Source organism: Nocardioides psychrotolerans (assembly GCF_943371775.1).
GTDB classification, from domain to species: domain Bacteria; phylum Actinomycetota; class Actinomycetes; order Propionibacteriales; family Nocardioidaceae; genus Nocardioides; species Nocardioides psychrotolerans_A.
In genome coordinates this window covers 1-22,151 of record NZ_CALRWD010000039.1, presented here as the reverse complement: position 1 = coordinate 22,151, position 22,151 = coordinate 1, and the positions used below count along the sequence as shown (strand labels likewise).

Annotated in this window: 18 protein-coding genes; 11 read left to right on the top strand and 7 right to left on the bottom strand. The window is 71.2% G+C overall.

The window, feature by feature from the left end:
- Window positions 1-241 precede the first annotated feature (241 nt).
- The 3 genes from AAG827_RS12475 to AAG827_RS12465 are packed head-to-tail and all read left to right on the top strand — an operon-like array spanning window position 242 to window position 3,455.
- Window positions 242-1,612, top strand: coding sequence for an MATE family efflux transporter (locus AAG827_RS12475; protein ID WP_341926340.1), 1,371 nt, complete (start codon window positions 242-244; stop codon window positions 1,610-1,612).
- Entirely contained in the window at window positions 1,609-2,166 is a 558-nt protein-coding gene (locus tag AAG827_RS12470) for a hypothetical protein (protein ID WP_341926339.1), read from the top strand. Before AAG827_RS12475 ends, AAG827_RS12470 begins: the two co-directional genes overlap by 4 nt.
- A gap of 59 nt (window positions 2,167-2,225) precedes the next feature.
- Entirely contained in the window at window positions 2,226-3,455 is a 1,230-nt protein-coding gene (locus tag AAG827_RS12465; protein ID WP_341926337.1) for a hypothetical protein, read from the top strand.
- Between the two features lie 270 nt (window positions 3,456-3,725).
- On the opposite strand, the gene rplI is transcribed toward AAG827_RS12465, so the two are convergent.
- The 4 genes from rplI to rpsF form a co-directional block, all read right to left on the bottom strand.
- Window positions 3,726-4,172: a 50S ribosomal protein L9 gene (rplI, locus tag AAG827_RS12460; protein ID WP_341926335.1), complete on the bottom strand. Its 447-nt coding sequence runs from the start codon at window positions 4,170-4,172 to the stop codon at window positions 3,726-3,728.
- A gap of 17 nt (window positions 4,173-4,189) precedes the next feature.
- A complete protein-coding gene (gene rpsR / locus AAG827_RS12455; protein WP_091025292.1) occupies window positions 4,190-4,426 on the bottom strand; it encodes a 30S ribosomal protein S18 in 237 nt (78 codons plus the stop codon).
- A gap of 94 nt (window positions 4,427-4,520) precedes the next feature.
- Complete coding sequence (locus tag AAG827_RS12450; RefSeq protein WP_341926333.1) at window positions 4,521-5,069, bottom strand: single-stranded DNA-binding protein; 549 nt, start codon at window positions 5,067-5,069, stop codon at window positions 4,521-4,523.
- Between the two features lie 110 nt (window positions 5,070-5,179).
- Window positions 5,180-5,479 (bottom strand): 30S ribosomal protein S6, encoded by a 300-nt coding sequence (gene rpsF, locus AAG827_RS12445; protein ID WP_309646805.1) that lies wholly within the window; start codon window positions 5,477-5,479, stop codon window positions 5,180-5,182.
- Between the two features lie 183 nt (window positions 5,480-5,662).
- On the opposite strand from rpsF, the gene AAG827_RS12440 reads away from it, so the two are divergent.
- Window positions 5,663-6,586 (top strand): serine/threonine-protein kinase, encoded by a 924-nt coding sequence (locus AAG827_RS12440; RefSeq protein WP_341926332.1) that lies wholly within the window; start codon window positions 5,663-5,665, stop codon window positions 6,584-6,586.
- A 70-nt stretch (window positions 6,587-6,656) separates the two neighbouring features.
- Here AAG827_RS12440 and AAG827_RS12435 read toward each other — a convergent pair whose 3' ends face one another.
- A complete protein-coding gene (locus tag AAG827_RS12435; protein WP_341926331.1) occupies window positions 6,657-8,765 on the bottom strand; it encodes an FHA domain-containing protein in 2,109 nt (702 codons plus the stop codon).
- Window positions 8,766-8,882: 117 nt separating this feature from the next.
- Between AAG827_RS12435 and AAG827_RS12430 the strand changes: the two genes are divergently transcribed.
- From AAG827_RS12430 to AAG827_RS12415, 4 genes are all read left to right on the top strand, one after another.
- Window positions 8,883-9,437 carry a hypothetical protein gene (locus AAG827_RS12430; RefSeq protein ID WP_341926330.1) on the top strand — a complete coding sequence of 185 codons (555 nt, stop codon included), beginning with the start codon at window positions 8,883-8,885 and terminating at the stop codon, window positions 9,435-9,437.
- 103 nt (window positions 9,438-9,540) lie between these two features.
- A complete protein-coding gene (locus AAG827_RS12425; protein ID WP_341926329.1) occupies window positions 9,541-10,338 on the top strand; it encodes a deoxyribonuclease IV in 798 nt (265 codons plus the stop codon).
- A gap of 41 nt (window positions 10,339-10,379) precedes the next feature.
- Window positions 10,380-11,540, top strand: a complete 1,161-nt coding sequence (locus tag AAG827_RS12420) for a peptidoglycan bridge formation glycyltransferase FemA/FemB family protein (RefSeq protein WP_341926328.1) — start codon at window positions 10,380-10,382, stop codon at window positions 11,538-11,540.
- 11 nt (window positions 11,541-11,551) lie between these two features.
- Complete coding sequence (locus AAG827_RS12415; RefSeq protein ID WP_341926327.1) at window positions 11,552-12,607, top strand: alanine racemase; 1,056 nt, start codon at window positions 11,552-11,554, stop codon at window positions 12,605-12,607.
- Here the strand turns inward: AAG827_RS12415 and AAG827_RS12410 are convergent.
- Complete coding sequence (locus AAG827_RS12410; RefSeq protein WP_341926326.1) at window positions 12,568-14,037, bottom strand: glycosyltransferase 87 family protein; 1,470 nt, start codon at window positions 14,035-14,037, stop codon at window positions 12,568-12,570. The two genes, AAG827_RS12415 and AAG827_RS12410, sit on opposite strands and share 40 nt — an antisense overlap.
- 10 nt (window positions 14,038-14,047) lie before the next feature.
- The gene (locus AAG827_RS12405; protein WP_341926325.1) at window positions 14,048-16,336 is read right to left on the bottom strand and encodes a transglycosylase domain-containing protein; all 2,289 of its coding nucleotides are present in this window, start codon (window positions 16,334-16,336) and stop codon (window positions 14,048-14,050) included.
- Between the two features lie 107 nt (window positions 16,337-16,443).
- On the opposite strand from AAG827_RS12405, the gene AAG827_RS12400 reads away from it, so the two are divergent.
- From AAG827_RS12400 to AAG827_RS12390, 3 genes are all read left to right on the top strand, one after another.
- A complete protein-coding gene (locus tag AAG827_RS12400) occupies window positions 16,444-17,025 on the top strand; it encodes a PadR family transcriptional regulator (RefSeq protein WP_341926324.1) in 582 nt (193 codons plus the stop codon).
- A gap of 51 nt (window positions 17,026-17,076) precedes the next feature.
- On the top strand, window positions 17,077-18,162 hold the full coding sequence (locus tag AAG827_RS12395; protein WP_341926323.1) for an inositol-3-phosphate synthase: 1,086 nt from the start codon (window positions 17,077-17,079) through the stop codon (window positions 18,160-18,162).
- A 164-nt stretch (window positions 18,163-18,326) separates the two neighbouring features.
- Window positions 18,327-21,896, top strand: a complete 3,570-nt coding sequence (locus AAG827_RS12390; protein WP_341926322.1) for a PKD domain-containing protein — start codon at window positions 18,327-18,329, stop codon at window positions 21,894-21,896.
- The last annotated feature ends 255 nt before the right edge of the window (window positions 21,897-22,151 follow it).

The following is a 22,151-nucleotide window of genomic DNA, read 5'->3' as shown; positions in this document are numbered from 1 at the left end:
GCGAACTGTGCAGTGCCTGGGGAGCGGCCTGTGGAGAACCTGCCCCACCTGGGGGAGAATAGCGCTCTGACCTGCACAAACGGCCTGCGCGCCCTGTGCACAAGAAATAGTTCACGGCCGATCTCGTTCATGTGGCGTCCATCTCCCCGTGGGGGGATCGTTTGTCGACATCGCGATGTCCCGGGGGGCTTTCCACAACCCGGGGCGAGTTATCCACCGGTCGTTATCAGACAATGTCGGGGTGCGTCAGGAACTCGACAAAGAAATCTGGAGGTTGTCGGTCCCGGCGTTCCTCGCCCTGGTCGCCGAGCCGCTGTTCCTCCTCAGCGACGCCGCCATCGTGGGCCATCTCGGCACCCCGGAGCTGGCCGGTCTCGGCATCGCGGCCGTCGTCCTGCAGACCGTGGTCGGGCTGTGCGTGTTCCTCGCCTACGGCACCACGGCCAGCGTCGCGCGCCACCTCGGTGCGGGCAACCGTCGCGCCGCCCTCGCCCAGGGAGTCGACGGGGTCTGGCTGGCGGTCGGCATCGGGCTGGTCGCCACGCTCGCCGGCGTCGCGCTCACCGGCCCCCTCGTCGGCCTCTTCGGCGCCGGTGAGGTCGTGACCGACCACGCGGCGACCTACCTCCGGCTCGCCTTCCTCGGCGTCGTCCCCCTCCTCGTGATGCTCGCGACCACCGGCGTCCTGCGCGGGCTGCAGGACACGCGCACCCCGCTCGTCGTGGCCGTCGCGGGCAACGCCCTCAACATCGTGCTCAACCTGGTCCTGGTCTACGGCATCGGGGGCTGGACCGGCCTCGGCATCGCCGGCTCTGCGATCGGCTCGGTGCTGGCCCAGATCGCCAGCGCGGCCGCCCTGCTGGCCGTCGTCACCCGGGCCGCCCGCGCCGAGGGCGCCCCGCTCGGCCCGGACCTGAGCGGCATCCGCGCCGCCGCCCGCGCCGCGGTCGCCCTGGTCATCCGCACGCTCACCCTGCGCGTCGCGCTGCTCGTCACGACGTACGCCGTGACCATCGGCGCCGGCTCGGCCGCGGGGCCGTCCGACCCCACGGCGGACCCCGCCGTCGACCTCGCGACGCACCAGCTGGCCTTGACCCTGTGGACCTTCCTGGCCTTCGTGCTCGACGCGATCGCGATCGCCGCGCAGGCGATCACCGGCCGCTACCTCGGTGCGGGCGACGTCGAGGGCACGCGCGCGGTCACGCGCCGGATGGTGCAGTGGGGGGTGGTGAGCGGCATCGTCACCGGGGTGCTGCTGGCGGTCGCCAGCCCGGTGCTCGGCCGCCTGTTCACCGACGACCCGGAGGTGCAGCGACTCCTGGTCCCCGTCCTGCTCGTCGCGGCCCTCGCGCAGCCCGTGGCCGGGGTGGTCTTCGTCCTCGACGGCGTCCTCATCGGTGCCGGCGACGGCACCTACCTCGCCTGGGGCGGCATCGTCACCCTGGTCGCCTACGTGCCCCTCGTCCTGGTCGCCGCCCACCTCGTCGGCGGCCTGGTGATCGTGTGGGCGGTCTTCTGCACCGCGTTCATGGGGGCCCGCCTCGTCGTGCTCGCCCTGCGCGCCCGGGGTGGCGCCTGGCTCGTCACCGGCGCCCCTACAGTGTCGCCATGAAGCCCCTCCAGTCCGCCGCGATGGGCTTCATCTTCGTCGCGCTCTACGCGCTCTTCAACGGCTACGACGCCTATGCCGACCCCGTCGGCTGGGTGCTGGTGCTGCTCGGCGTGCGGCGCCTGCCGCCCGCCACGCCGCTGCGCTTCGCCACCCTGTACGTCGGGTGCCTGGCGCTGGCGGTCTCCGTGCCGCTGTGGTTCCAGGCGCCGCGCGAGGCGCTGGCCGACCTCGACCCGTCGCTGGCCTGGGCGGCCGACCTGCCGGCGTTCGCCTGCTCGGCCCTGCTCTGCCACGGCCTGGCCCAGGCCGCCACCGCGGCCGACGACCCCCGCCCCGCGCGGTGGTTGAGGACGCTGCGCACCGTCCTGGTCCTCGTGGCCGTGGCACCGGTCCTGGTCTTCGGGGCGGGCCTCGAGCAGCTCGCCCGCCCCGCGACGGCGGCGGCGCAGCTGGGCTACCTCGCGCTGATCTGGTTCCTCTTCAGCTCTTCGGGGCGCATATGGGCCGGGGCCCCGATCGTGGAAAGCGCCACGCCGCCACCAACTCCTTCGTAGCCTGGGGTCGCCCGCAGCGTTATACCCCCTGCCGCTTGCGTCCCGTTCCAGGAGAGCCCATGTCGAACCCCCGTCCCTCACGTCGCCGCGCCGCCACGCTCGCCGCCGGGATCCTCGTCGCCGGGCTGCTCCCCGCGCTCACCGTCGCCGGCCCCGCGTCGGCCGAGCCGGGCTGCACCATCGAGCAGAACGGGTCGCTCCTGCCGTTCCCCGCGCCCGAGACACCGGTGTGCGACGACACGACGCCCCCCGACACCACGATCACCAAGACGGTCCCCGACCCCAACAAGGCCGACTACATCAAGGGCAAGAGCGTCACCTACACGTTCGCGGCCGTGGCCAGCGACGGCGACCCGGGCCCGTGGTCCTACATGTGCCGCCTCGACGGAGCCACCGCGGGGACATGGAAGCCCTGCGGAGACCCGGATGGCACCACGACCCCGCAGAGCGTCACCTACAGCGACCTCGACGACCTCAAGAGCAGCGGCTACCGGTTCCGCGTCTACGCCATCGACACCCCCGACGCGGCCAACACCTGGTCCGACGGCTCGCTCTTCGGCGGCGCCACCGAGGACCCGGCCATGCCCGACGACGACAGCGCCTCGCCCGCCTCGGCCGGCTTCAAGGTCGACACCGCCGACCCGTCCACGTTCATCTTCGGCGAGCCCGACACCTTCGACCCGATCCGCCCCGAGCTCCCCATGGTGACCTCGCGCAACATCCAGGTGCGGCTCACCTCCAGCGAGAGCCGCGCCGGCGAGGGCGCGACCTACGCCTGCACGCTCAACGACGTCAAGGTCCCCTGCCAGGAGGGCTTCACCAGCCTGAAGAACCTCACGCCCGGCAACAAGACCTTCGAGGCCTCCGCGACCGACCTCGCGGGCAACAGCAGCAAGAAACCCGCCAAGATCGTCTTCGCCGTGCCGCGCAACCTCAAGACCACCCCGGGCTGGCGCCAGGTCAAGGAGAGCGGCTACTTCGCCGCCGACTACCTCGAGGCCCGCACCGTCGGTGCCACGCTGGTCACCAACCCGGTCCAGGTGCGCGAGCTGCGCCTGATCGCCCCCGCCGGCCCCAACCTCGGTCGGATCGACCTGCAGATCGGCAACGGCCAGCGCCGCACGATCAGCCTGTTCGCCAAGACGTTCACGCGCTTCAAGGTCTACGTCATCCGCGACGAGTTCAGCCCGCTGGCCAGCGGCAAGATCACGATCCGGGTCAAGTCGCTCGGCCCCAACAAGGTGGCCCGCATCGACGCCCTGCTGATCCAGCCCGTCGGCGGCCGCTGAGCCCCCCCCCCCCGGCGTACGCCGGCGGGCACGGCTGGTGCGCGGGTCGTGTGCCGGAGGGCGCGCCAGGGCGCTGGCTGCGGCACACGACTGAGTGACGGAGCGACCCCCGGTCAGCCCACTCGGGTCGTGTGCCGGAGAGCGCGCCAGGGCGCTGCCGGCGGCACACGACCCCGCGCGCCGCAACCACCGCGCACCCCCACCATGACGAACGAGGCCGCCCTCCCGAAGGAGGACGGCCTCGTCGAGGTCGTGCGTGGTGCGGTGAGGTCAGGCCGGGATGACGTTGAGGGCCACCGTGGCGGACACCTCGTCGTGCAGCTTGACGGAGACCTCGTGGCTGCCGAGCGCCTTGATCGGGTTGGTGACCACGATCGTGCGCTTGTCGACGGACTCGCCCGAGACCTCGGCGATGGCGTCGGCGATGTCGGCGACGGTCACGGCGCCGAACAGTCGACCGCCCTCGCCGGCGCGGACCTTGACGTCGACCGGAGCGGACTCCAGCTTGGTCTTGATCTGCACGGCGTGGTCGTGGTCGCGGACCGAGCGCGAGGAGCGAGCAGCCTTGATCGAGGCGACCTGCTTCTCACCGCCCCGGGTCCAGCGGATCGCGACGTTGCGCGGGATGAGGTAGTTGCGGCCGTAGCCGTCCTTGACCTCGACGATGTCGCCGGGGGCACCGAGGCCGGTGACCTCCTGCGTGAGGATGAGCTTCATGGTGGTGTCTCCTCGCCTTATCGACCGGTGGACGAGTAGGGCAGCAGGGCTACCTCACGCGCGTTCTTGACGGCGATGGCGACGTCGCGCTGGTGCTGGACGCAGTTGCCGGTGACCCGACGCGCGCGGATCTTGCCGCGGTCGGAGATGAACTTGCGGAGCAGGGCGGTGTCCTTGTAGTCGACACCGGTCGCCTTCTCCTTGCAGAACTGGCAAACCTTCTTCTTGGGCTTGCGAATCACTGCCTTGGCCATTGTGGTGCTTCCTCTCTAGAAGCCCGGAGCCGCACACCAGGGTGTGACGACGCCGGAATGGTTCGGGTTGATTGCGGTGGGGTGGTGCGGTGGATCAGAAGGGAGGCTCTTCGGAGCCCACGCCCGGGGCGCCCCAGGGGTCGGACGCCGGAGCGCCGCCCGCGGGACCACCGGCAGCGGGACGAGCCGGGGACGCGGTGGCCCACGGGTCGTCGCCGCCCTGGCTGCCGCCGCCGGAGGGCTGGCCGCCGCCGTAGCCGCCGCCACCTCCTCCGGAGCGGGAGGCGCGGGTGACCTTGGCCGTGGCGTACTTCAGCGACGGGCCGACCTCTTCGACCTCGATCTCCATGACGGTGCGCTTCTCACCCTCACGGGTCTCGTACTGGCGCGACTTGAGCCGCCCCTGCACGACGACGCGCATGCCCTTCTGCAACGACTCGGCGACGTTCTCCGCCGCCTGGCGCCACACGGCACACGAGAGGAAGAGGGCGTCGCCGTCCTTCCACTCGTTGGACTGCTTGTCGAAGGTGCGCGGGGTCGAGGCGATCCGGAAGTTGGCGACCGCGGCACCCGAGGGGGTGAAGCGGAGCTCCGGGTCGTCGACGAGGTTGCCGACCACGGTGATGATGGTCTCGCCTGCCATGAGGGTCTCCCTAGTTGATCCGTGTTGGTGATCCGATGTCTGCGTCCAGGCTCATCCAAGCCCTGAGCGCCGACATCCGGAAGTGGTCGTCCACAGGGGACGACCCGAGCTCACGTGAGCGAGCGGGCTCCGGGCCGGATGACCTTGGTGCGCAGGATGGCCTCGTTGAGCGTGAGCTGACGGTCGAACTCCTTGACCGTGGCGGGCTCGGCGCTCAGCCGGATGACGGCGTAGATGCCCTCGGCGTTCTTCTTGACCTCGTAGGCCAGCCGGCGGCGGCCCCAGACGTCGACGTTGTCGACGGTGCCACCGTCGTTGCGGATGACGTTGAGGTACTTGTCGAGCGAGTCCTGGACGGTTCGCTCTTCGATGCTCGGGTCGAGGATGACCATGACTTCGTAGTTGCGCAAAGCGGAACTACCTCCTTCGGACTTGGCGGCCACGGTCTCTCCGTGGCAGGAGGGGTGCTGCGGAACATCATCGCGACGGCACCCGTCGATGGGGCGTCACGAAGACAGGCAAGGTTAACAGCGCGCGGAGACCCTGTGGAAATCGCGGACCGGACGGTCCGGGAGGTGCCTATCGTCACCGGCATGTACGACGCACGCGCACCGCTGGCGGGTCGCTACCGGTTGCTCGACGAGATCGGCGCTGGCGCGACGGGGTCGGTGTGGCGCGCCTGGGACCTGCGCGAGGGGCGCCACGTGGCCGCCAAGGTGCTCGGTCGTGCAGACGACGCCCTGCTCCAGCGCTTCGTGCGCGAGCAGGCGGTGCGCGTCGAGCACCCGCACGTCGTCGCCCCTGCCGGCTGGGTCGCCGCCGACGAGCGGGTGCTGCTGACCATGGACCTCGTCGGCGGCGGCTCGTTGGCGACGCTGCTCCTCGTGCACCCCCGGCTCCCCGAGGGCGTCGTCGCCGAGCTGCTCGACCAGCTCCTCCAGGCCCTGGTGGCGGTGCACGCGGCCGGGGTGGTGCACCGCGACGTCAAGCCGGCCAACCTGCTGCTCGAGGCCACCGGCGGCGGGCGCCCCCACCTGCGCCTGGCGGACTTCGGCGTCGCGGGCCTCCTCGGCGGCAGCCGGCTGACCCGCGACGGCCCGATCGGCACCTACGGCTGGGCGGCCCCCGAGCAGGAGCGGGGTGCCCCGCCCGACCCGCGGCAGGACCTCTGGGCCGTCGGCGTCCTGGGTCGCCTCCTCCTCACCGGCCACGACCCGGCCCGGCCCACCCCAGGGGCGGTGCGCCCGCGGGGTCGGCTCGGCCCCCTCCTCGACGCCCTGGCCGAGCCCGATCCGGAGCTCCGGCCGGTCACGGCCGCCGCCGCGCTCGCAACATTGCGCCGACTCGGCGTACCCCCGCCGCAGGCGTGGCCGCACGTGCCCGACCGCCTCGGCCCGGCTCCCGCCCTGCCCCGCCACGCATCGCGCGACCCGGCGCGGCTGCAGACCGTGCTCGCCTGCCTGTGCTTCGTCGCGGCGATCGGCCTCAGCGCTGCCGCGGCCCTCCTCGCGACCTGAGGAGCAGGCCCCAGCCCGCGAGGAGCAGCAGCACCGCCGCGGCGAGCAGCAGGACGACCACGAGCCAGCCCTACTGGAAGGCGAGCGGGTTGTCGACGACCGGCTGGCCCTCCTCGCCGACGACGAAGGTGCCGACCATGCCGGGCTCGCCCTCCGGCACCTCGAAGGGCACGTAGATGCAGACCGCGTCGCGACCAAAGGACCAGGTGTCCTGGAGCGAGCCGATCTGGGTGCCGCCGTCGAGGGAGGTGAGGGTGACCCCGATCGGGGTGCCGTCGGCGAGGCCGGCGATGACGTACTCGGCGTAGACGGTCTCCCCCGGCGCGACGCTGAGGATCTGCGGCTGCTCGACCGTGCTCTCTCCGGCGCACTCGCCCTGCTCCCCGTCGCGCACCCATCCGGCCGCCTGGAAGTCGGCGTCGACCGGCGGGTCCTCGACGACCGGGAGGTCCTCGACGAACGGCGACACGTAGGCCGGGTCGCCCCCCTCCTCGGCGATGCGCAGGACCTCCTCGGCGAGGTCGACAGGACGGATCAGGGCCGAGCCCTGGGTGATCGCGCCGGCGTCGGAGGAGCCGGCGGTGATGACGGCGGTGTTGATGCCGATCAGCTCGCCGTCGTCGTTGATCGAGGGGCCGCCGGAGTTGCCCGAGCCGAGGCGGACGTCGCTGTCGATCAGGCCGCGCTCGGTGCCGATCACCTCGTCGGCCTGGAAGGTCGAGACCACCCCGCGCGTGACGGTCAACGGGCGGTCGAGCGAGGCGGTCACGTTGCCGATCGAGGGATAGCCCAGCGCGGTGATCTCGTCACCGGTCTTCAGGTCGTCGCTGCTGCCGATCGGCAGCGGCTCGGGCAGGTCCATCTCCCCGGGGGTCAGGGCGTTGCCGTCGGCGTCGGCGACGATCTGGAGGACCGAGAGGTCGAGGTAGCCGTCGGTGACGATCGGCTCGGCGCGGAACGTCGCGGTCGCCGGCTTGTCGTCCTCGGGCGAGGTCAACGAGACCAGGAGGTAGTCGGGGTCGGGGGTCTCGCTCGCGCCCTGGCCGGGAGCCGATGGCTCGGCGACGTGGGCGTTGGTCAGGATGAGCCCGTCGTCGCTGATGATGCTCCCGGATCCCGAGTGGGTGGGGGTGCCGGTGTCGTCGACGGCGATGAGGAACACCGCGGCCGCCTTGGCCCGCGCGAGCGCCACGTCGCTGAGCCCGCCCTGGGTCGCGACCGGCGACTGGTCGTCGCCACCTCCCAGCACGGCCGCGGCGGTGATCCCGCCGCCGATCAGCACCAGCGCACCCACGGCCGCGCCCACGATCGCGAGCGTGCGACGGCGCTTCTTCTTCACGATCGCCGCCGCGGCCTGACCGGCCGCCACGACGGGGACGACCTCGAGCTCGAGGCCCGCGGTCGGGTGGCCGAGCAGGATCTCGACGGGCTCGGTGATCCGGAAGGTCGTGATCCGCTCGCCGTCGACGTACGAGCCGCTGGTCGAGCGGTCGACCCACCACCACCCGTCGGGTCGCGGCTCGACGACCGCGTGCAGGCGCGAGACCGCTGCGTCGTCGACCACGACCTCGAAGCTGGGGTCGCGGCCGACCCGCACCGGCGCCTGGGTCCCGAAGCGCAGGTCGGCTCCCACCCGGCGTCGGACGAGGAGGCCGGGGCCACCCTGCCCACCGGGTCCTGGCCGCGCGCCCGGACCACTGACGATCGTCTGCGCGAGCATCGGCGGCGGCTGGTAGGCCGGCGGGCCGGCGTACGGCCTGGCGCCGGGAGGCGGCAGCGGGGCACCCGGAGGGCCGGGGACGAAGGGCGGCGGGACCGGGGCGTACGCCGCGCCCGGTGCGGCAGGTGTCGTCCCGGGCGCGGCTGGCGGCGCGCTCGGCGCGCCTCCGGACACGGTCACGGTGAGCGCCAGGCCGCCGCCCTGGGCGCCGAGGCTCACGGAGGTGGTGCCGGTCAGCAGGGCGCGCGGCACCCGCTGCCCGTTGACCCACGTGCCGTGGGAGCTGCCGAGGTCCACGACCTCCCACCCGTCGCCGACCGGACGGATCTCGGCGTGCTGGCGCGACACGGTGGGGTCCTCGGCGACGACGTCGCACCCGACCTCGCGGCCGATGCGGAAGACGCGGGGGCCTTCGGCGCTCCACGTCTGGGTGGAGGACCGGATGCTGATGGTGCTCATGACGACCTCCTGGTGCGGGACGCCATGAGCCTAGGCGCATCCGACCGCGCTGGTCGACGACCGCACCCGAGCCGCCGTTCTACTGACGTGGGGGCCGGGCGGGTCGATGATGGCCCGATGATCCGACTCGTGAGCGTCCTGACCCTCGCGTCACTGGTGCTCGCCGGTTGCGGCGGCGACGACGTCGACACCTCGCCGGCGCCCGCCTCGTCGCCCTCGGCCGTCTCCTCCAGCGACCCGACCGAGACCGTCCCGACGGAGACCGACCCGACCGAGACCGCCCCGCCCGGGGAGGAGTCCTGCGCGTTCCTCCCCCTCGACGCCGTCACCGCCGCGCTCGGCGAGGAGATGCAGCTCGCGGCATCCGGTCCGACGACCTGCATCTTCGGCCCTGTGACGGCGTCGTCGCCGGCCTCGGTGACGCTCAACGTCACGCCGCTGGACATCGATCCGGCCGACTACGCCGCCGGGACCCGCGACCTCTGCGAGGGTCCTGTCACCGAGGCCGACGCGGGCGACCAGGCCTTCGCGTGCGTGACGTTCCTGGGGGCCCAGGGCTTCTGGTTCGAGGGGGCGACCAGCATCGTCGTGGACGTCACGACGCCCGACGACGCCGAGGCCTCGGGGGTCGCCGCCGCTGCCGCGCTGCTCACGTCGGTCGGGCTCGGCTGAGGTTCGGGCTCAGGTCGACCTGCAGATTGCGCCGACTCGGCATCGCACCCGGGCCTGGACCACCACCCGTGCCAGGTCGGAGCCGCTCCCTACGATGGGCCGCATGACGACCCTCGCCATCGGCGCCCACGTCGACCAGACCGACCCGCTGGCCGAGGCGAAGGCGCGCAACGCGCCGCTCGTGCAGTTCTTCCTCGGTGACCCCCAGGGCTACCAGGGACCCGAGTTCGCCTACGCCGGCGGCGCGGAGGGCCTGAAGGCCGACGCGGAGGCGGCGGGCGTCGACCTCTACGTCCACGCGCCCTACATCATCAACGTCGCCACGACCAACAACCGGATCCGCATCCCGAGCCGCAAGCTGCTCCAGCAGCACGTCGACGCGGCGGCTTCGATCGGCGCCAAGGGCCTGATCGTGCACGGCGGCCACGTCAACAAGGCCGACGACCCGGCCACGGGGTTCGACAACTGGCGCAAGGCGATCGAGGCGACCGACCTCAAGCTCCCGCTCCTCATCGAGAACACCGCGGGCGGCGACAACGCGATGACGCGCTACCTCGAGCGCATCGGCCGCGTCTGGGACGCCATCAGCGGCTGCGAGCAGGCCGACCTGGTCGGCTTCTGCCTCGACACCTGCCACGCCCACGCCGGCGGCAACCCGCTCGAGACCGTCGTGGCCGACGTCCTCGCGATCACCGGGCGCATCGACCTGGTCCACTGCAACGACAGCCGTGACCAGTTCGACTCAGGCGCCGACCGGCACGCCAACTTCGGTGCCGGCACGATCGACCCCGACCTGCTCGCCGCGGTCGTCCGCGACGCCGGCGCCCCGGTCGTCTGCGAGACCCCCGGCCCGGCGGACGCCCACGTCGCCGACTTCGCCTGGCTGCGCGAGCGGCTCTGACCGGCGCACCCCGCATCGGCACCGGCCGGTAGCCTCGAGGAGTGGCTGCCAACGGGTTGAGCGTGCGAGTGATCTCCGAGGAGGAGCACCTCTCCTTCCTCGCGACCCGGAGGTCCGCGAGCTTCCTCCAGACCCCTGCCTGGGGCAAGGTCAAGAGCGAGTGGCGCCGCGAGTCCCTCGGCTGGCACCGCGACGGGGCACCGGGCGAGCTCGTCGGCACCGCGCTGGTGCTCTACCGCCAGCTCCCCAAGGTCAAGCGCTACCTCGCCTACCTCCCCGAGGGCCCGGTGATCGACTGGGACACCGAGGAGCTCGGCGCCTGGCTCGCCCCCCTCACCCGCCACCTCAAGGCGCAGGGCGCCTTCGGCGTCCGCATGGGCCCCCCGGTCGTCACCCGCCGCTGGTCGGCCGCGCAGGTCAAGGACGGCATCGCCGACGAGTCCGTACGACGGCTCGACGACCTCGCCCCCACCGAGCGGTCCGCCACGGGTGCCCGTGTCGTGTCCCAGCTCGACGAGCTGGGCTGGCGCCGTCAGGTCGCCGAGGGCGGCTTCGCGGCCGGCCAGCCGCGCTACGTCTTCCAGGTCCCGCTGACCGACCCCGCCACGGGCGAGCCGCGCACCGAGGACGACGTCCTCAAGGGGATGAACCAGCTGTGGCGGCGCAACATCAAGAAGGCGACCAAGCTGGGCGTGGAGGTCACCTCGACCCGTGGCACCGCCGCGCTGGACGAGCTCAAGGCCTTCCACGACCTCTACGTCCACACCGCGGAGCGCGACCACTTCACCCCGCGGCCGCTGTCCTACTTCCAGACCATGGTCGACGCACTCGGCGCCGAGAGCCCCGAGCGGATCACGCTGTGGTGCGCCCGCCACGAGGGTGACCTGGTCGCCTCCACGATCGCGATCCGCGTCGGCGCCCACGCCTGGTACTCCTACGGCGCCTCCTCCACCGACAAGCGCGACGTCCGCGGCTCCAACGCCGTGCAGTGGGCGATGATCGCCGACGCGCTCGCCCAGGGCGCCGAGGTCTACGACCTGCGCGGCATCACCGACACCCTCGACGCGGGCGACCCCCACGTGGGCCTGATCCAGTTCAAGGTCGGCACGGGCGGCGAGGCCGTCGAGTACGCCGGCGAGTGGGACCTCCCGCTCAACCGTGCGCTCTACACGGCGTTCGACCTCTACATGAAGCGCCGCTGAGGAGGACGAGGATGAGCCTGACCCTCTCCGTCGACGGTGACCGCTGGCGCACGCACCTGCGCGCCGTGGCCGACGCCAACCCCGGCCTGGTGCCGGTCATCAAGGGCAACGGCTACGGGTTCACCCGCGGCCGGCTCGCCCGCAAGGCCCAGTGGCTCGGCGTCGACACCATCGCGGTCGGCACCTACGACGAGCTCGAGCACGTGCAGACCCGCTTCGACGGCAGCCTGCTGGTGCTCACCCCGTGGCGCCCCTTCGGCAGCGCGCTCGAGGTCGACGCCGCGCTGGCCGACCGGGTCGTCCACACGATCGGCCGCGTCGAGGACCTGGAGGGCCTGCTCTCCCGGCAGCCCGACGCCCGGCTGGTGCTCGAGCGGATGACCTCGATGCAGCGCCACGGCTTCTCGGCCCGCGGGCTCTGGGCCGCTGCCGGCACGCTGCAGCGCTTCCCGCGCGCCCGCCTCGAGGGCATCGCCATGCACCTCCCGCTCGCGCAGGGCTCCCACCTGGCCGAGGTCAGCCGACTGATGAACGACGTCGTGGCCGCCGGCCTGGACACCCGCACGATCTGGGTCAGCCACCTCACCGACGCCGAGCTCGCCGCCCTGCGCAGCTCCTACGCCGACTACACCGTGCGCCCGCGCATCGGCACCAACCTCTGGCTGGGCGACCGGACCGCCCTGCACGTCACCGCGACCGTGCTCGACGTCCACGACCTCGAGCGCGGCGACGCCTTCGGCTACCGCGCCCGCACCGCGCCCAAGAGCGGGCACCTGCTGATCGTCAGCGGAGGCACCGCCCACGGCATCGGCCTCGAGGCCCCCCAGGGCGCCTCCTCGATCAAGGCCCGGGCCGCGACGCTGGCCCGCGGCGGCATGGACGCGGTCGGCTTCGTCCGCTCACCCTTCTCCACCGACGGCAAGCAGCGCCTCTTCGCCGAGCCGCCGCACATGCAGGCCTCGATGCTGTTCCTGCCCGCGGGAGCGCGGGTGCCGGCGATCGGCGAGCGGATCGACGTGCGGGTGCGCTACACCGCGACGACGTTCGACCGCGTCGTCGTGTCCTGACCCTCGTCGTCCCCCATGTCGTCCGAGGACCCCGGGTCGACCGGCCGCTCGACCGGGTCGCGCCAGGGCCGTGCCACGTCGCGCACCACGAGCGCCACGAGGTAGAGCTCGCAGGCCATCCGCACGATGATCGCGATCCAGTAGAACCCGGAGTCGCCACCGCGCGACGGCTCGAGGAAGCCACCGAGGTACCACCAGACCGAGGCGAAGTAGAGCACCTCCCCGGCCTGCCAGACGAGCTGGTCGCGCCACCGCGGTCGGGCCAGCACGGCGAGCGGCAGCAGCCACAGGACGTACTGCGGTGAGTAGACCTTGTTGACCAGCAGGAAGCCCGCGACGACCAGGAAGCCGAGCTGCGCGAGGCGCGGCGTCTCCGGCGCGAGCAGGCCGAGCGCGAGCACCCCGGCGCACCAGACGCCGAAGAAGAGCAGCGAGCCGTCGTTGATCGTCTCGGGCGACAGCGACAGGTCACCGGCCTGGCTGATGACCAGCCAGATCGAGCCGAGATCGGCGCCCCGGTCGGAGTTGAAGGACCAGAAGACCCTCCACTCCGTCGGGCTCGCGACGTACGCCGGCAGGTTGGCCAGCACCCAGGCCACAGCCGCTCCCGCGGTCGCGACGCCCAGGTCGCGCCAGCGGCGCTGCCGCGCACAGATGATGAGCAACCCCCCGAGCAGGAACAGGGGATAGAGCTTGGCGGCCGTGCCGAGCCCGATCAGCACCCCGGTCAGCAGGGGTCGGTCCCGGGCCCAGGCCCACAGCGCCCCGGCGACGAAGGCCACGGCGAGCAGGTCCCAGTTGACCATGCCGGTCAGCGCCAGGGCCGGCGCGAGGGCGAACATCGCGGCGTCCCACGGACGCCGCGGGTTGACCTTGGTCAGCAGGGCCGCCGCGAGGATCGTCAGCAGCGCCAGCCCGACCGCGTTGACCGCGACGTAGAGCCGGGTCTCGGCCAGGATCTCCGGATCGGTCTGAAGCTCGCCGACGCTCATCTTGTAGCGCGGCTCGAGGTCGGGCGAGCCGTTGAGCCAGTGGGTCACCAGCGAGGTGCCCCACGCCCAGTAGGAGATCCCGACGGGATACTCCATGGACTCGTAGCGCGCGCGCACCTGCTCGTCGTCGGTGTAGGGGTAGGTCTCCTCGACGAAGCCGCGCAGCGTGTAGAGATAGGGCAGGTCGGAGTAGCACATCGCCGAGTAGCGGGTGTCGCCCTCGATCCAGGTGCCCTCGACGCACGGCGCCTTCTGCACCAGGCCCAGCGCGAAGCCGACGGCGGCCATGAGCACGACCACGCGCAGCGGCGTCCACCACCGCGCCCGGCCGGCGCGCGAGCCGACCGGCCCGCCCACGCCCTCGCTCAGCGCAGCGACGACCGGGTCGTCCTGGGTCGGGTGGACGTGCCCGTCCCCGGACGCCCCCGTGGCGGTCACCGCTCGCGCGTCACGCGTCGTACGACGAGCGGTAGCCGCGCGAGGCGGCCGCCGACGGGCTCGGCGGCGCGCTCGACGGGGGTGGCTCGCTCGATGGCGGGTCGGACGGGCTCGGCGTCTGGCAGCCCAGCACGCCGCACGACGGGGTCGGCGTCGGCGTCGGGGTGGGCGTCGGGCTCGGCGTGGGAGTGGGTGTCGGCGTCGGCGTGGGGCTCGGCGACGTGGTCGTCTCGGACGGCTTCGGCGGCTTGCGCGTCGGGCTCGGCGCGGGCGGCGGGGTGACCACGGGGCTGTGACCGTCCTCGGGCGCCTCGCCGTCGACGTAGACAGGCTCGGGGAACTCCTCGACCTCCTCGCCCTCCATGGCCCGCTGCATGACCGCGAGCCAGGTGGAGGTGGGGAAGGCGGAGCCGAAGTAGGACGGCAGCCAGCCGTCGAGCTGGTCGTCGCCGTCACCGCGGACGTACATCACGGCGGTGGCCAGCTGGGGGGTGTAGCCGACGAACCACGCCGAGGACACCTGGTCCTTGGTGTTGGTCGCGGTGCCGGTCTTGCCGGCGGCGGGGTACTCGAGGTCGGCTGCGGTCCGACCGGTGCCGTCGGCGACCGTCTCCTGGAGCGCGAAGGAGACGTCGGCCGCGATATCGGGGTCGAGCACCTCCTGGGCGGTGGACTTGTAGTCGTAGACCGTCTCGCCCGTGGCGTCGACGACCTTGTCGATCACGTGGACCTCGGAGCGCTGCCCGCCGGCGGCGAGCGTGGCGTAGGTGTTGGCCATGTTGATGGCGCTGATCCGGGCCTTGCCGAGGGTGATCAGCGTGTCGTCGGGGAGCATGTCGACCGAGCGGGTCGGGATGCCGGGGAACTTCTTCGACGGCTCCTGGCCGGGGATCCCCATCTTGCGGGCCATGTCGTAGATCTTCTGGGGCCCGTCCTCCATGCCGCCGGACATGTCGACGAAGGCGGTGTTGATGGACTGCTCCATCGCATAGATCGCGTCGACCGAGGAGCCGTAGTCGTTGCCGTCGCCGCCACCCTCGTTGCGCACCTCGAGGCCGTCGGGGAAGACGAAGGGCGAGTTGCCCTCGAAGGTGTCCTCCAACGAGTAGCCCTCCTTGATCGCCGCTGCCAGGGTGACGGGCTTCATCGTCGAGCCGACCATCCCGCCGGCCGAGGCCCAGTTGATCTGGGAGTCGAGGTAGTCCTGACCGCCGTAGAAGCCGCGCAGGGCACCGGTGCCGGGCTCGACCGAGGCGACCGCGACGTGCAGCTCCTTGTCCTTGAAGCCCTCGGGCCGCTGCTCGAGCACGCCGTCCTTGGCCGCGTCCATGGCCTTCTTGGTGAAGGTCGTGGTGATCCTCAGGCCCTGGCCGTCGATCTCCTCGTCGGTGAAGCCGAGGCGGTTGAGCTCGTCACGGACGAGCTTGAGGGCGTGGCCGCGCTGGCCGCCGTAGGTGCTCTCGGCGTCGAGCTGGGGGAACTTCGGGAGGTTCTCGCGAGCCTGCTCCGCCTCGTCGGCGTCAATGAAGTCGAGCTCGGCCATGCCGTCGAGCACGAACTGGTAGCGACCCTTGAGCGCCTCCTTGGCGTCCTTGCCGTTGGCGGGGTCGAAGCTCGTCGGGTTGTTGAGCACGCTGGCCAGCACCGCCGACTGCTGCAGGCTGAGGTCCTTGGCGGGCTTGTCGAAGTAGGCCTGGGCCGCCGCCTGCACGCCGTAGGCGCCGCGACCGAAGTAGATGGTGTTGAGGTAGCCCTCGAGGATCTGGGACTTGGTCTGCTGGCGCTGGAGCTTGAGCGAGAGGATCGCCTCCTTGACCTTGCGGGTCAGGGAGCGCTCCTGGGTGAGGTAGAGGATCTTGACGTACTGCTGGGTGATCGTCGACGCGCCCTGGGTGCTGTTGCCCTGGGCGTTGCTGAAGGCGGCGCGCAGGATGCCCTTGGGGTCGATGCCGCTGTCGGTCCAGAAGGTGCGGTTCTCGGCGGCGATGACCGCGTCCTTGAGCGTCTGGGGCATCTCGCCGAGCGGGATCGAGTCGCGGTCCTGGATCGCGAAGCGGCCGATCTCGTCCTCACCGTTGTTGTAGTAGATGAAGGACGTCTCGGTCTTGAAGTCGGCGTTGGGGTTGGGGACCTCGATGGTGTTGTAGAGCACCGCGAAGGCGCCGACCCCCATCAGGGCGAGGACCAGCGACACGATGGCGGTCCACTTCGCCGCCTTCTTGCTCCGCGACTTCCAGGTCTTGGGCTCCTTGGCGGTCCGCTTCACAGCGGGTCCGTCGGCCCTGCGCTTGCCACTCACGGTCCAGGAGCCTACGCAACAGACCGGCAGACCCCCAGCCGTCGGACGTGACGCACGCGATAGGTCGAGAATTCCTAGTTCCTGGATATATCGCTACGATAGGTCTCATGGCACGTCGCGGAGAGACCATCGAGCTGGCAGTCCTCGGACTGCTGCACGAGGGACCGATGCACGGCTACGAGCTGCGCAAGCGGCTCAACCTGATGCTCGGCTGGAGCCGGGTGCTGAGCTACGGCTCGCTCTACCCGGCCCTGAAGAAGATGCTCCGCGGTGCCCTCATCGAGGAGGTCACCACGCTCCCCACCCCCGGGATCCCGGTCAACCGCCGCCCCCGGATCGTCTACCAGGTCACCGAGCTCGGCACCGCCGAGTTCACCCGCCTGATGTCGGAGGTCGGTCCCACGGCGTGGGAGGACGACAACTTCGACATCCGCTTCGCGTTCTTCGGCAGCACCGACATGGAGATCCGGCTCCGTGTCCTCGAGGGTCGCCGCACGCGGCTGCAGGAGCGGCTCGACCGCGTGCAGTCGCAGCTGTCGATGACCCAGGCCGAGGTCGACCGCTATGCCGCGGAGCTCCAGCGCCACGGCGTCGAGTCGGTCGAGCGTGAGGTCCGGTGGCTCTCGGACCTCATCAACGCCGAGCGCAACCCCACGCCGCCCACCGAGCAGCCGCAGAGCCAGTCCTGACATCCAGCACCACCAGCACGACTCCAGAGAAGTCTTAAGGAAGGAAACCCGATGGGTTCGGTACGAGTAGCAATCGTGGGAGTGGGCAACTGCGCCACCTCCTTGATCCAGGGCGTCGAGTACTACCGCAACGCCGACCCCGACGGGACCGTCCCCGGTCTGATGCACGTGATGTTCGGCGACTACCACGTCAAGGACGTGGAGTTCGTGGCCGCGTTCGACGTCGACGACAAGAAGGTCGGCAAGGACCTCTCCGAGGCCATCAACGCCTCCGAGAACAACACGATCAAGATCGCCGACGTCCCCACCCTGGGCATCGACGTCCAGCGCGGCCCGACCCTCGACGGGCTCGGCAAGTACTACCGCATGACCATCGAGGAGTCCGGCGCGGACCCCGTCGACGTCGTGCAGGTCCTCAAGGACGCCCAGGTCGACGTCATGGTCTCCTACCTCCCGGTGGGCTCCGAGGAGGCTGACAAGTTCTACGCGCAGTGCGCCATCGACGCCGGTGTCGGCTTCGTCAACGCCCTGCCCGTCTTCATCGCCTCCGACCCGGTCTGGGCCAAGAAGTTCGAGGACGCCGGCGTCCCGATCGTCGGCGACGACATCAAGTCGCAGGTCGGCGCCACCATCACGCACCGCGTGATGGCCAAGCTGTTCGAGGACCGCGGTGTCGCGCTGGATCGCACCTACCAGCTCAACGTCGGCGGCAACATGGACTTCAAGAACATGCTCGAGCGCGAGCGCCTGGAGTCCAAGAAGGTCTCCAAGACCCAGGCCGTCACGTCCAACCTCACCGGCTCGCTGTCCGGTCTGGTCAACGACAAGAACGTCCACATCGGCCCGTCGGACTACGTCGCCTGGCTCGACGACCGCAAGTGGGCCTACGTCCGCCTCGAGGGTCGCGCGTTCGGTGACGTCCCCCTCAACCTCGAGTACAAGCTCGAGGTCTGGGACTCCCCCAACTCGGCCGGCATCATCATCGACGCCCTGCGCGCCTGCAAGATCGCCAAGGACCGTGGCATCGGTGGCCCGATCATCTCCGCGTCCTCCTACCTGATGAAGTCGCCGCCGGTGCAGCTGCCCGACGACGAGGGTCGCCGTCGCGTCGAGGCGTTCATCAAGGGCGAGGAGTGAGCTCCTAGCCCACCGATCGACCTGCTCCATCCGCCGACCCGCCCGAGGACTCCTCGGGCGGGTCGGTGGCATTTCCGGACGTAACCCCGTCCGGCGCCGCGTCGTTGGGTCGACGACCGCCGCGCCACCGCGTGGCTCACGACCCAAGGACCACCATGACCCCCGTGCGCGCTCGTCGCCTCCGGACCGCAGCGGTCACCACCGCCCTGCTGGCCGGACTCGCGACCCCCGTCCTCCTCTCGCCCACCTCCTCGGGAGCCCCGCCGGTCGCCGACCGGCCCGCGCCCGGCTCGACCGTCGGCGCCAAGCTGCTCACCGTCGCGTTCGACGGCCAGGACTCCACGATCGACCCCGGTCGCCCGTTCACCGTCTCCGGCACGGTCGGCAAGGTCACCGAGGGCGTGGTGGGCCGCCTCGGCGCCGGCGTCCCCGCGAGCTTCACGCTCGCCGTCACCGACGCCGAGGGCCGGGTGCTCGGCACCCAGGACGTCACCGCCGACGGCGACGGGAGCTTCACGACCACCGTCCCCGGCGAGCTCACCGCCTCCCGGGCGGGAGCCGAGGACCTCAGCCTGGCCCTGCGCGCGCTGGACGCGTCGTACGCCGGGTTCGCGGCCGACGAGGCCGGCTCGGCACCGATCGTGGTGCGGGGCACGACCAAGCGCCTGAAGATCACCAACAGCTTCGTCTCCTCGGTCGGCTGGGTGAAGCCGGGCGCGCGCTACCCCTCGCGGATCCTGGTGAAGAACCCGACCTCGAAGGCCATCTCCGGCGCGGTCGTGACGGTGCGCGCGCCGAAGGGCACGACGTTCCGCAGCGCGACCGGCGCGGGCACCCGCATGGTCACGCCGACGCAGATCACCTGGCGGCTCACGCCGGTCGGTGCCAAGAAGACCTCGGTGCTGGTGATCGAGAGTCGCGCGGCGACGCTCAAGGCGCTGCCCACGCTGGTCTGGCGCGACCTGTCCACCACCGCGACGCTCGCCTCGAAGGGCAAGCGCTCCACGGTCCGCAGCCACGGCCCCAAGGTCATCCCGCCCGCGGAGGTCTACGACACCGCGCGCTACGGCGACCGCCCGTTCCCCGTCGTCCCGGTGCAGTACACCGACCGCAGCTACACCGCCGGCCACTCCGGCGGCGACCTGTCGAAGGTGATCAACGCCAAGTCCTTCAAGGGCTCGACGTTCAACCTCTTCCAGGAGATGTCGCTGGGCCAGCTCTACCCCAACGGCACCGTCCCGTCGGCCGGCATCGCCACCGCCGACTTCGACTACGCCCCGGGCTTCGACTTCCAGCAGACCAACCCGGCCACCCTCAACACGTGCACGGGCATCACGTTCGGTGACTCCCCGATCCCCGCCGAGGGCACCCCCCTCTACCCCGAGCGGATCACCAACGGCGTCTACAACCTGCCCGGCCAGACCCAGTGGTACGGCGCCGACGCCAACGGCTCCGCGGTCGTGGGCGCGCTGGCCGGCGTCGCGGCCCTGCAGCAGATCGACTCGGGCTGCGGCCCCACCGGCAAGCTCGTCGCTGACGCTGTCGCCGTGTCGGACCCGGAGATCGACTACTCCGACTTCGACACCGACAAGGACGGCGTCGTCGACTTCTTCATGGCCGTCTTCGCCGGCTGCGGCGGCAACGGCGCCTCGCAGCTCGGGGTCTGCTCCGACGCCCCGAGCGACGCGCTGCCCTACGACAACATCTGGCCGCACAGCTCCTCGCTGGAGTTCTACCTCACCGACCCGGTCACCGGCCTGCCCGGCTTCACGACCGACGACCAGCTGAAGAACCTCGAGGGCAAGCCGCTGTTCTACACCTCCAAGAGCTACTCGAAGATGACCACGAGGAAGACCCCCTTCAAGGTCTTCGTCCGCGTCGGTCCCTACAACCTCAACCCCGAGACCGCCCTCGACAAGGCCTCGGTCATCTCCCACGAGTACGGCCACTCGCTCGGCCTGCCCGACTTCTACTCCCTCGGCGGGCGTGAGACCTACGGCGACTGGAACCTCATGGCGACCGACAAGTCGCAGAACATGGACGGCTTCTCGCGCCAGGAGCTGGGCTGGGTGGTGCCGGAGGTCCTGACCCGCGGCACCCGCACGATCAAGAACATCCCCGACTCCAAGCAGGACACCGGGGTGATCCGGTGGCGGACGGCCGCGGGCAAGAGCTACACGCTCAAGCGCGGGCGTGACGGCATCGTGCACAACTCGCGGATGTACGTCGCCAAGCTCCCCGGTCGCCAGCTGCTGGACCCGAAGGTGTTCGCCACCGGCGCCACCGCCACCAAGAAGCACGCGTGGTTCAGCGGCTCGGGCAACGACTTCGGCTGCGCCACCGACGGCGGCGGACGCAACCTCGACTTCGCCCTGCCGGGGCTCTCGAAGGTCCCGGCCGGCACCGACGTCACGGTCTCCTTCAAGTCCTACTGGGACATCGAGTGGGACTACGACTACGGCTACGTGCTGAGCTCCAAGGACGGCGGCAAGGCCTTCACCTCCCACGCCTCGGAGAACGGCTACACCACCTCCAACACCGACCCGCTGGCCGGCAACCCCAACCAGAACGGCTGCCAGGCGGCGTACGACAACGGGATCACCGGCACCTCCGGCTCCTACCAGGCCGGCACCGAGGCGCTCGACCGCAAGGCCGGCAACACCCCGGCCCCGATCTTCGTGTCCGACACCTACGACATCTCCGACCTGGCCGGCGCCAAGACCCCGGTGCTGCGCTTCAGCTACGCCACCGACCCCGGCCTGGCACGTCCCGGCTGGTTCATCGACGACATCGTGGTGAAGGCCGGCTCGAAGGTGATCTACCGCTCCGACTTCGAGAAGAACGGCTCGCCCGACGACCCGTTCGTCTTCAACGGCGGCTGCCAGGCCGACAACCCGGGCGGTGACTGCACGAAGGGCTGGCAGTACGTGAAGGCCGGCGCCGAGGCGGAGTTCGACCACGCCTACTACCTCGAGCTGCGCGACCGCTCCGGCTTCGACCTCGACGGTGAGGGCCAGATCGACCGCGACCCGATCGGCTTCCAGCCGGGCCTGTCGCTGCTCTACACCGACGAGGCGCACGGCTACGGCAACGCCGGCACCGACGACCCGCCGGCACAGTCGCCGCTCGACGCCAGGCCCGAGCCCGGGAGCACCACGCCCAACCTCAACGACGCTGCCTTCACGGCCGCCGTCGGTCGGGCGGCCTTCTCCGACTTCGGCCGGGGCCACACCGACAACTACAGCGACCCGGCCAACTCCTCGGTCGACCCGCGCTACTCCGGCGTGGCCAACCCGTGGCGCTTCCAGTACGACTGCCTGAGCTTCAAGGTGCTCTCGATGAAGGGGGCGAGCAACGGCCCGTCGGTCTCCGACGGCGACCTCACCGGCACCGTGCGCTTCACCGTCGGCAAGGGCTGCGGGACGTTCAACTACGGCTACGGCGTGCCCGCCACCGCGAAGAACACCCGCCCGACGGCCCGCATCTCCGCCTCGCGCACGACGGTCCCGGCCGGCACCACGGTGTCCTTCGACGGGTCGCGCAGCAGCGACAAGGAGACGCCCCGCAAGCTCGACTACGTGTGGAGCTGGGACGACGGCGGTGCCGTCAAGGACGCCGTGGGGGTCGAGGCCAGCCATGCCTTCGACAACCCGGGCACCTACCGGGTGCGCCTGCGGGTCACCGACCCCCAGGGGCGGTTCCACATCGCGGCCTACACGCTGACGGTGACCTGACCCGGCGTACGTCCTGATGGCCGAAGGCCCTCCCGCATGGTGCGGGAGGGCCTTCGGCGTGCTGGCGTCGACTCATGTAACACGTCGTCTGCTCATCTACGAGACCGGGCTTCGTCAAGGGGTCTAGGCAACGGGTGGTCACGCGGCAGCGTCGAGCAGCAGCGAGTTCAGCCGTTCGGCTGGGGTCTGTAGGTCCAGGGTCGGGCGGGGACGGGCGTTCAATGTCGCGGCGATTTTGGCGAGGTCCTGCGGGGT

What these genes read in the sequence shown, in the direction of transcription:
- AAG827_RS12450 (WP_341926333.1), bottom strand. Translation starts at nt 5,069, where the DNA reads ATGGCAGGCGAGACCATCATCACCGTGGTCGGCAACCTCGTCGACGAC.
- AAG827_RS12440 (WP_341926332.1), top strand. Translation starts at nt 5,663, where the DNA reads ATGTACGACGCACGCGCACCGCTGGCGGGTCGCTACCGGTTGCTCGAC.
- AAG827_RS12470 (WP_341926339.1), top strand. Translation starts at nt 1,609, where the DNA reads ATGAAGCCCCTCCAGTCCGCCGCGATGGGCTTCATCTTCGTCGCGCTC.
- AAG827_RS12430 (WP_341926330.1), top strand. Translation starts at nt 8,883, where the DNA reads ATGATCCGACTCGTGAGCGTCCTGACCCTCGCGTCACTGGTGCTCGCC.
- AAG827_RS12415 (WP_341926327.1), top strand. Translation starts at nt 11,552, where the DNA reads ATGAGCCTGACCCTCTCCGTCGACGGTGACCGCTGGCGCACGCACCTG.
- rplI (WP_341926335.1), bottom strand. Translation starts at nt 4,172, where the DNA reads ATGAAGCTCATCCTCACGCAGGAGGTCACCGGCCTCGGTGCCCCCGGC.
- AAG827_RS12400 (WP_341926324.1), top strand. Translation starts at nt 16,444, where the DNA reads ATGGCACGTCGCGGAGAGACCATCGAGCTGGCAGTCCTCGGACTGCTG.
- AAG827_RS12465 (WP_341926337.1), top strand. Translation starts at nt 2,226, where the DNA reads ATGTCGAACCCCCGTCCCTCACGTCGCCGCGCCGCCACGCTCGCCGCC.
- rpsR (WP_091025292.1), bottom strand. Translation starts at nt 4,426, where the DNA reads ATGGCCAAGGCAGTGATTCGCAAGCCCAAGAAGAAGGTTTGCCAGTTC.
- AAG827_RS12395 (WP_341926323.1), top strand. Translation starts at nt 17,077, where the DNA reads ATGGGTTCGGTACGAGTAGCAATCGTGGGAGTGGGCAACTGCGCCACC.
- AAG827_RS12435 (WP_341926331.1), bottom strand. Translation starts at nt 8,765, where the DNA reads ATGAGCACCATCAGCATCCGGTCCTCCACCCAGACGTGGAGCGCCGAA.
- AAG827_RS12425 (WP_341926329.1), top strand. Translation starts at nt 9,541, where the DNA reads ATGACGACCCTCGCCATCGGCGCCCACGTCGACCAGACCGACCCGCTG.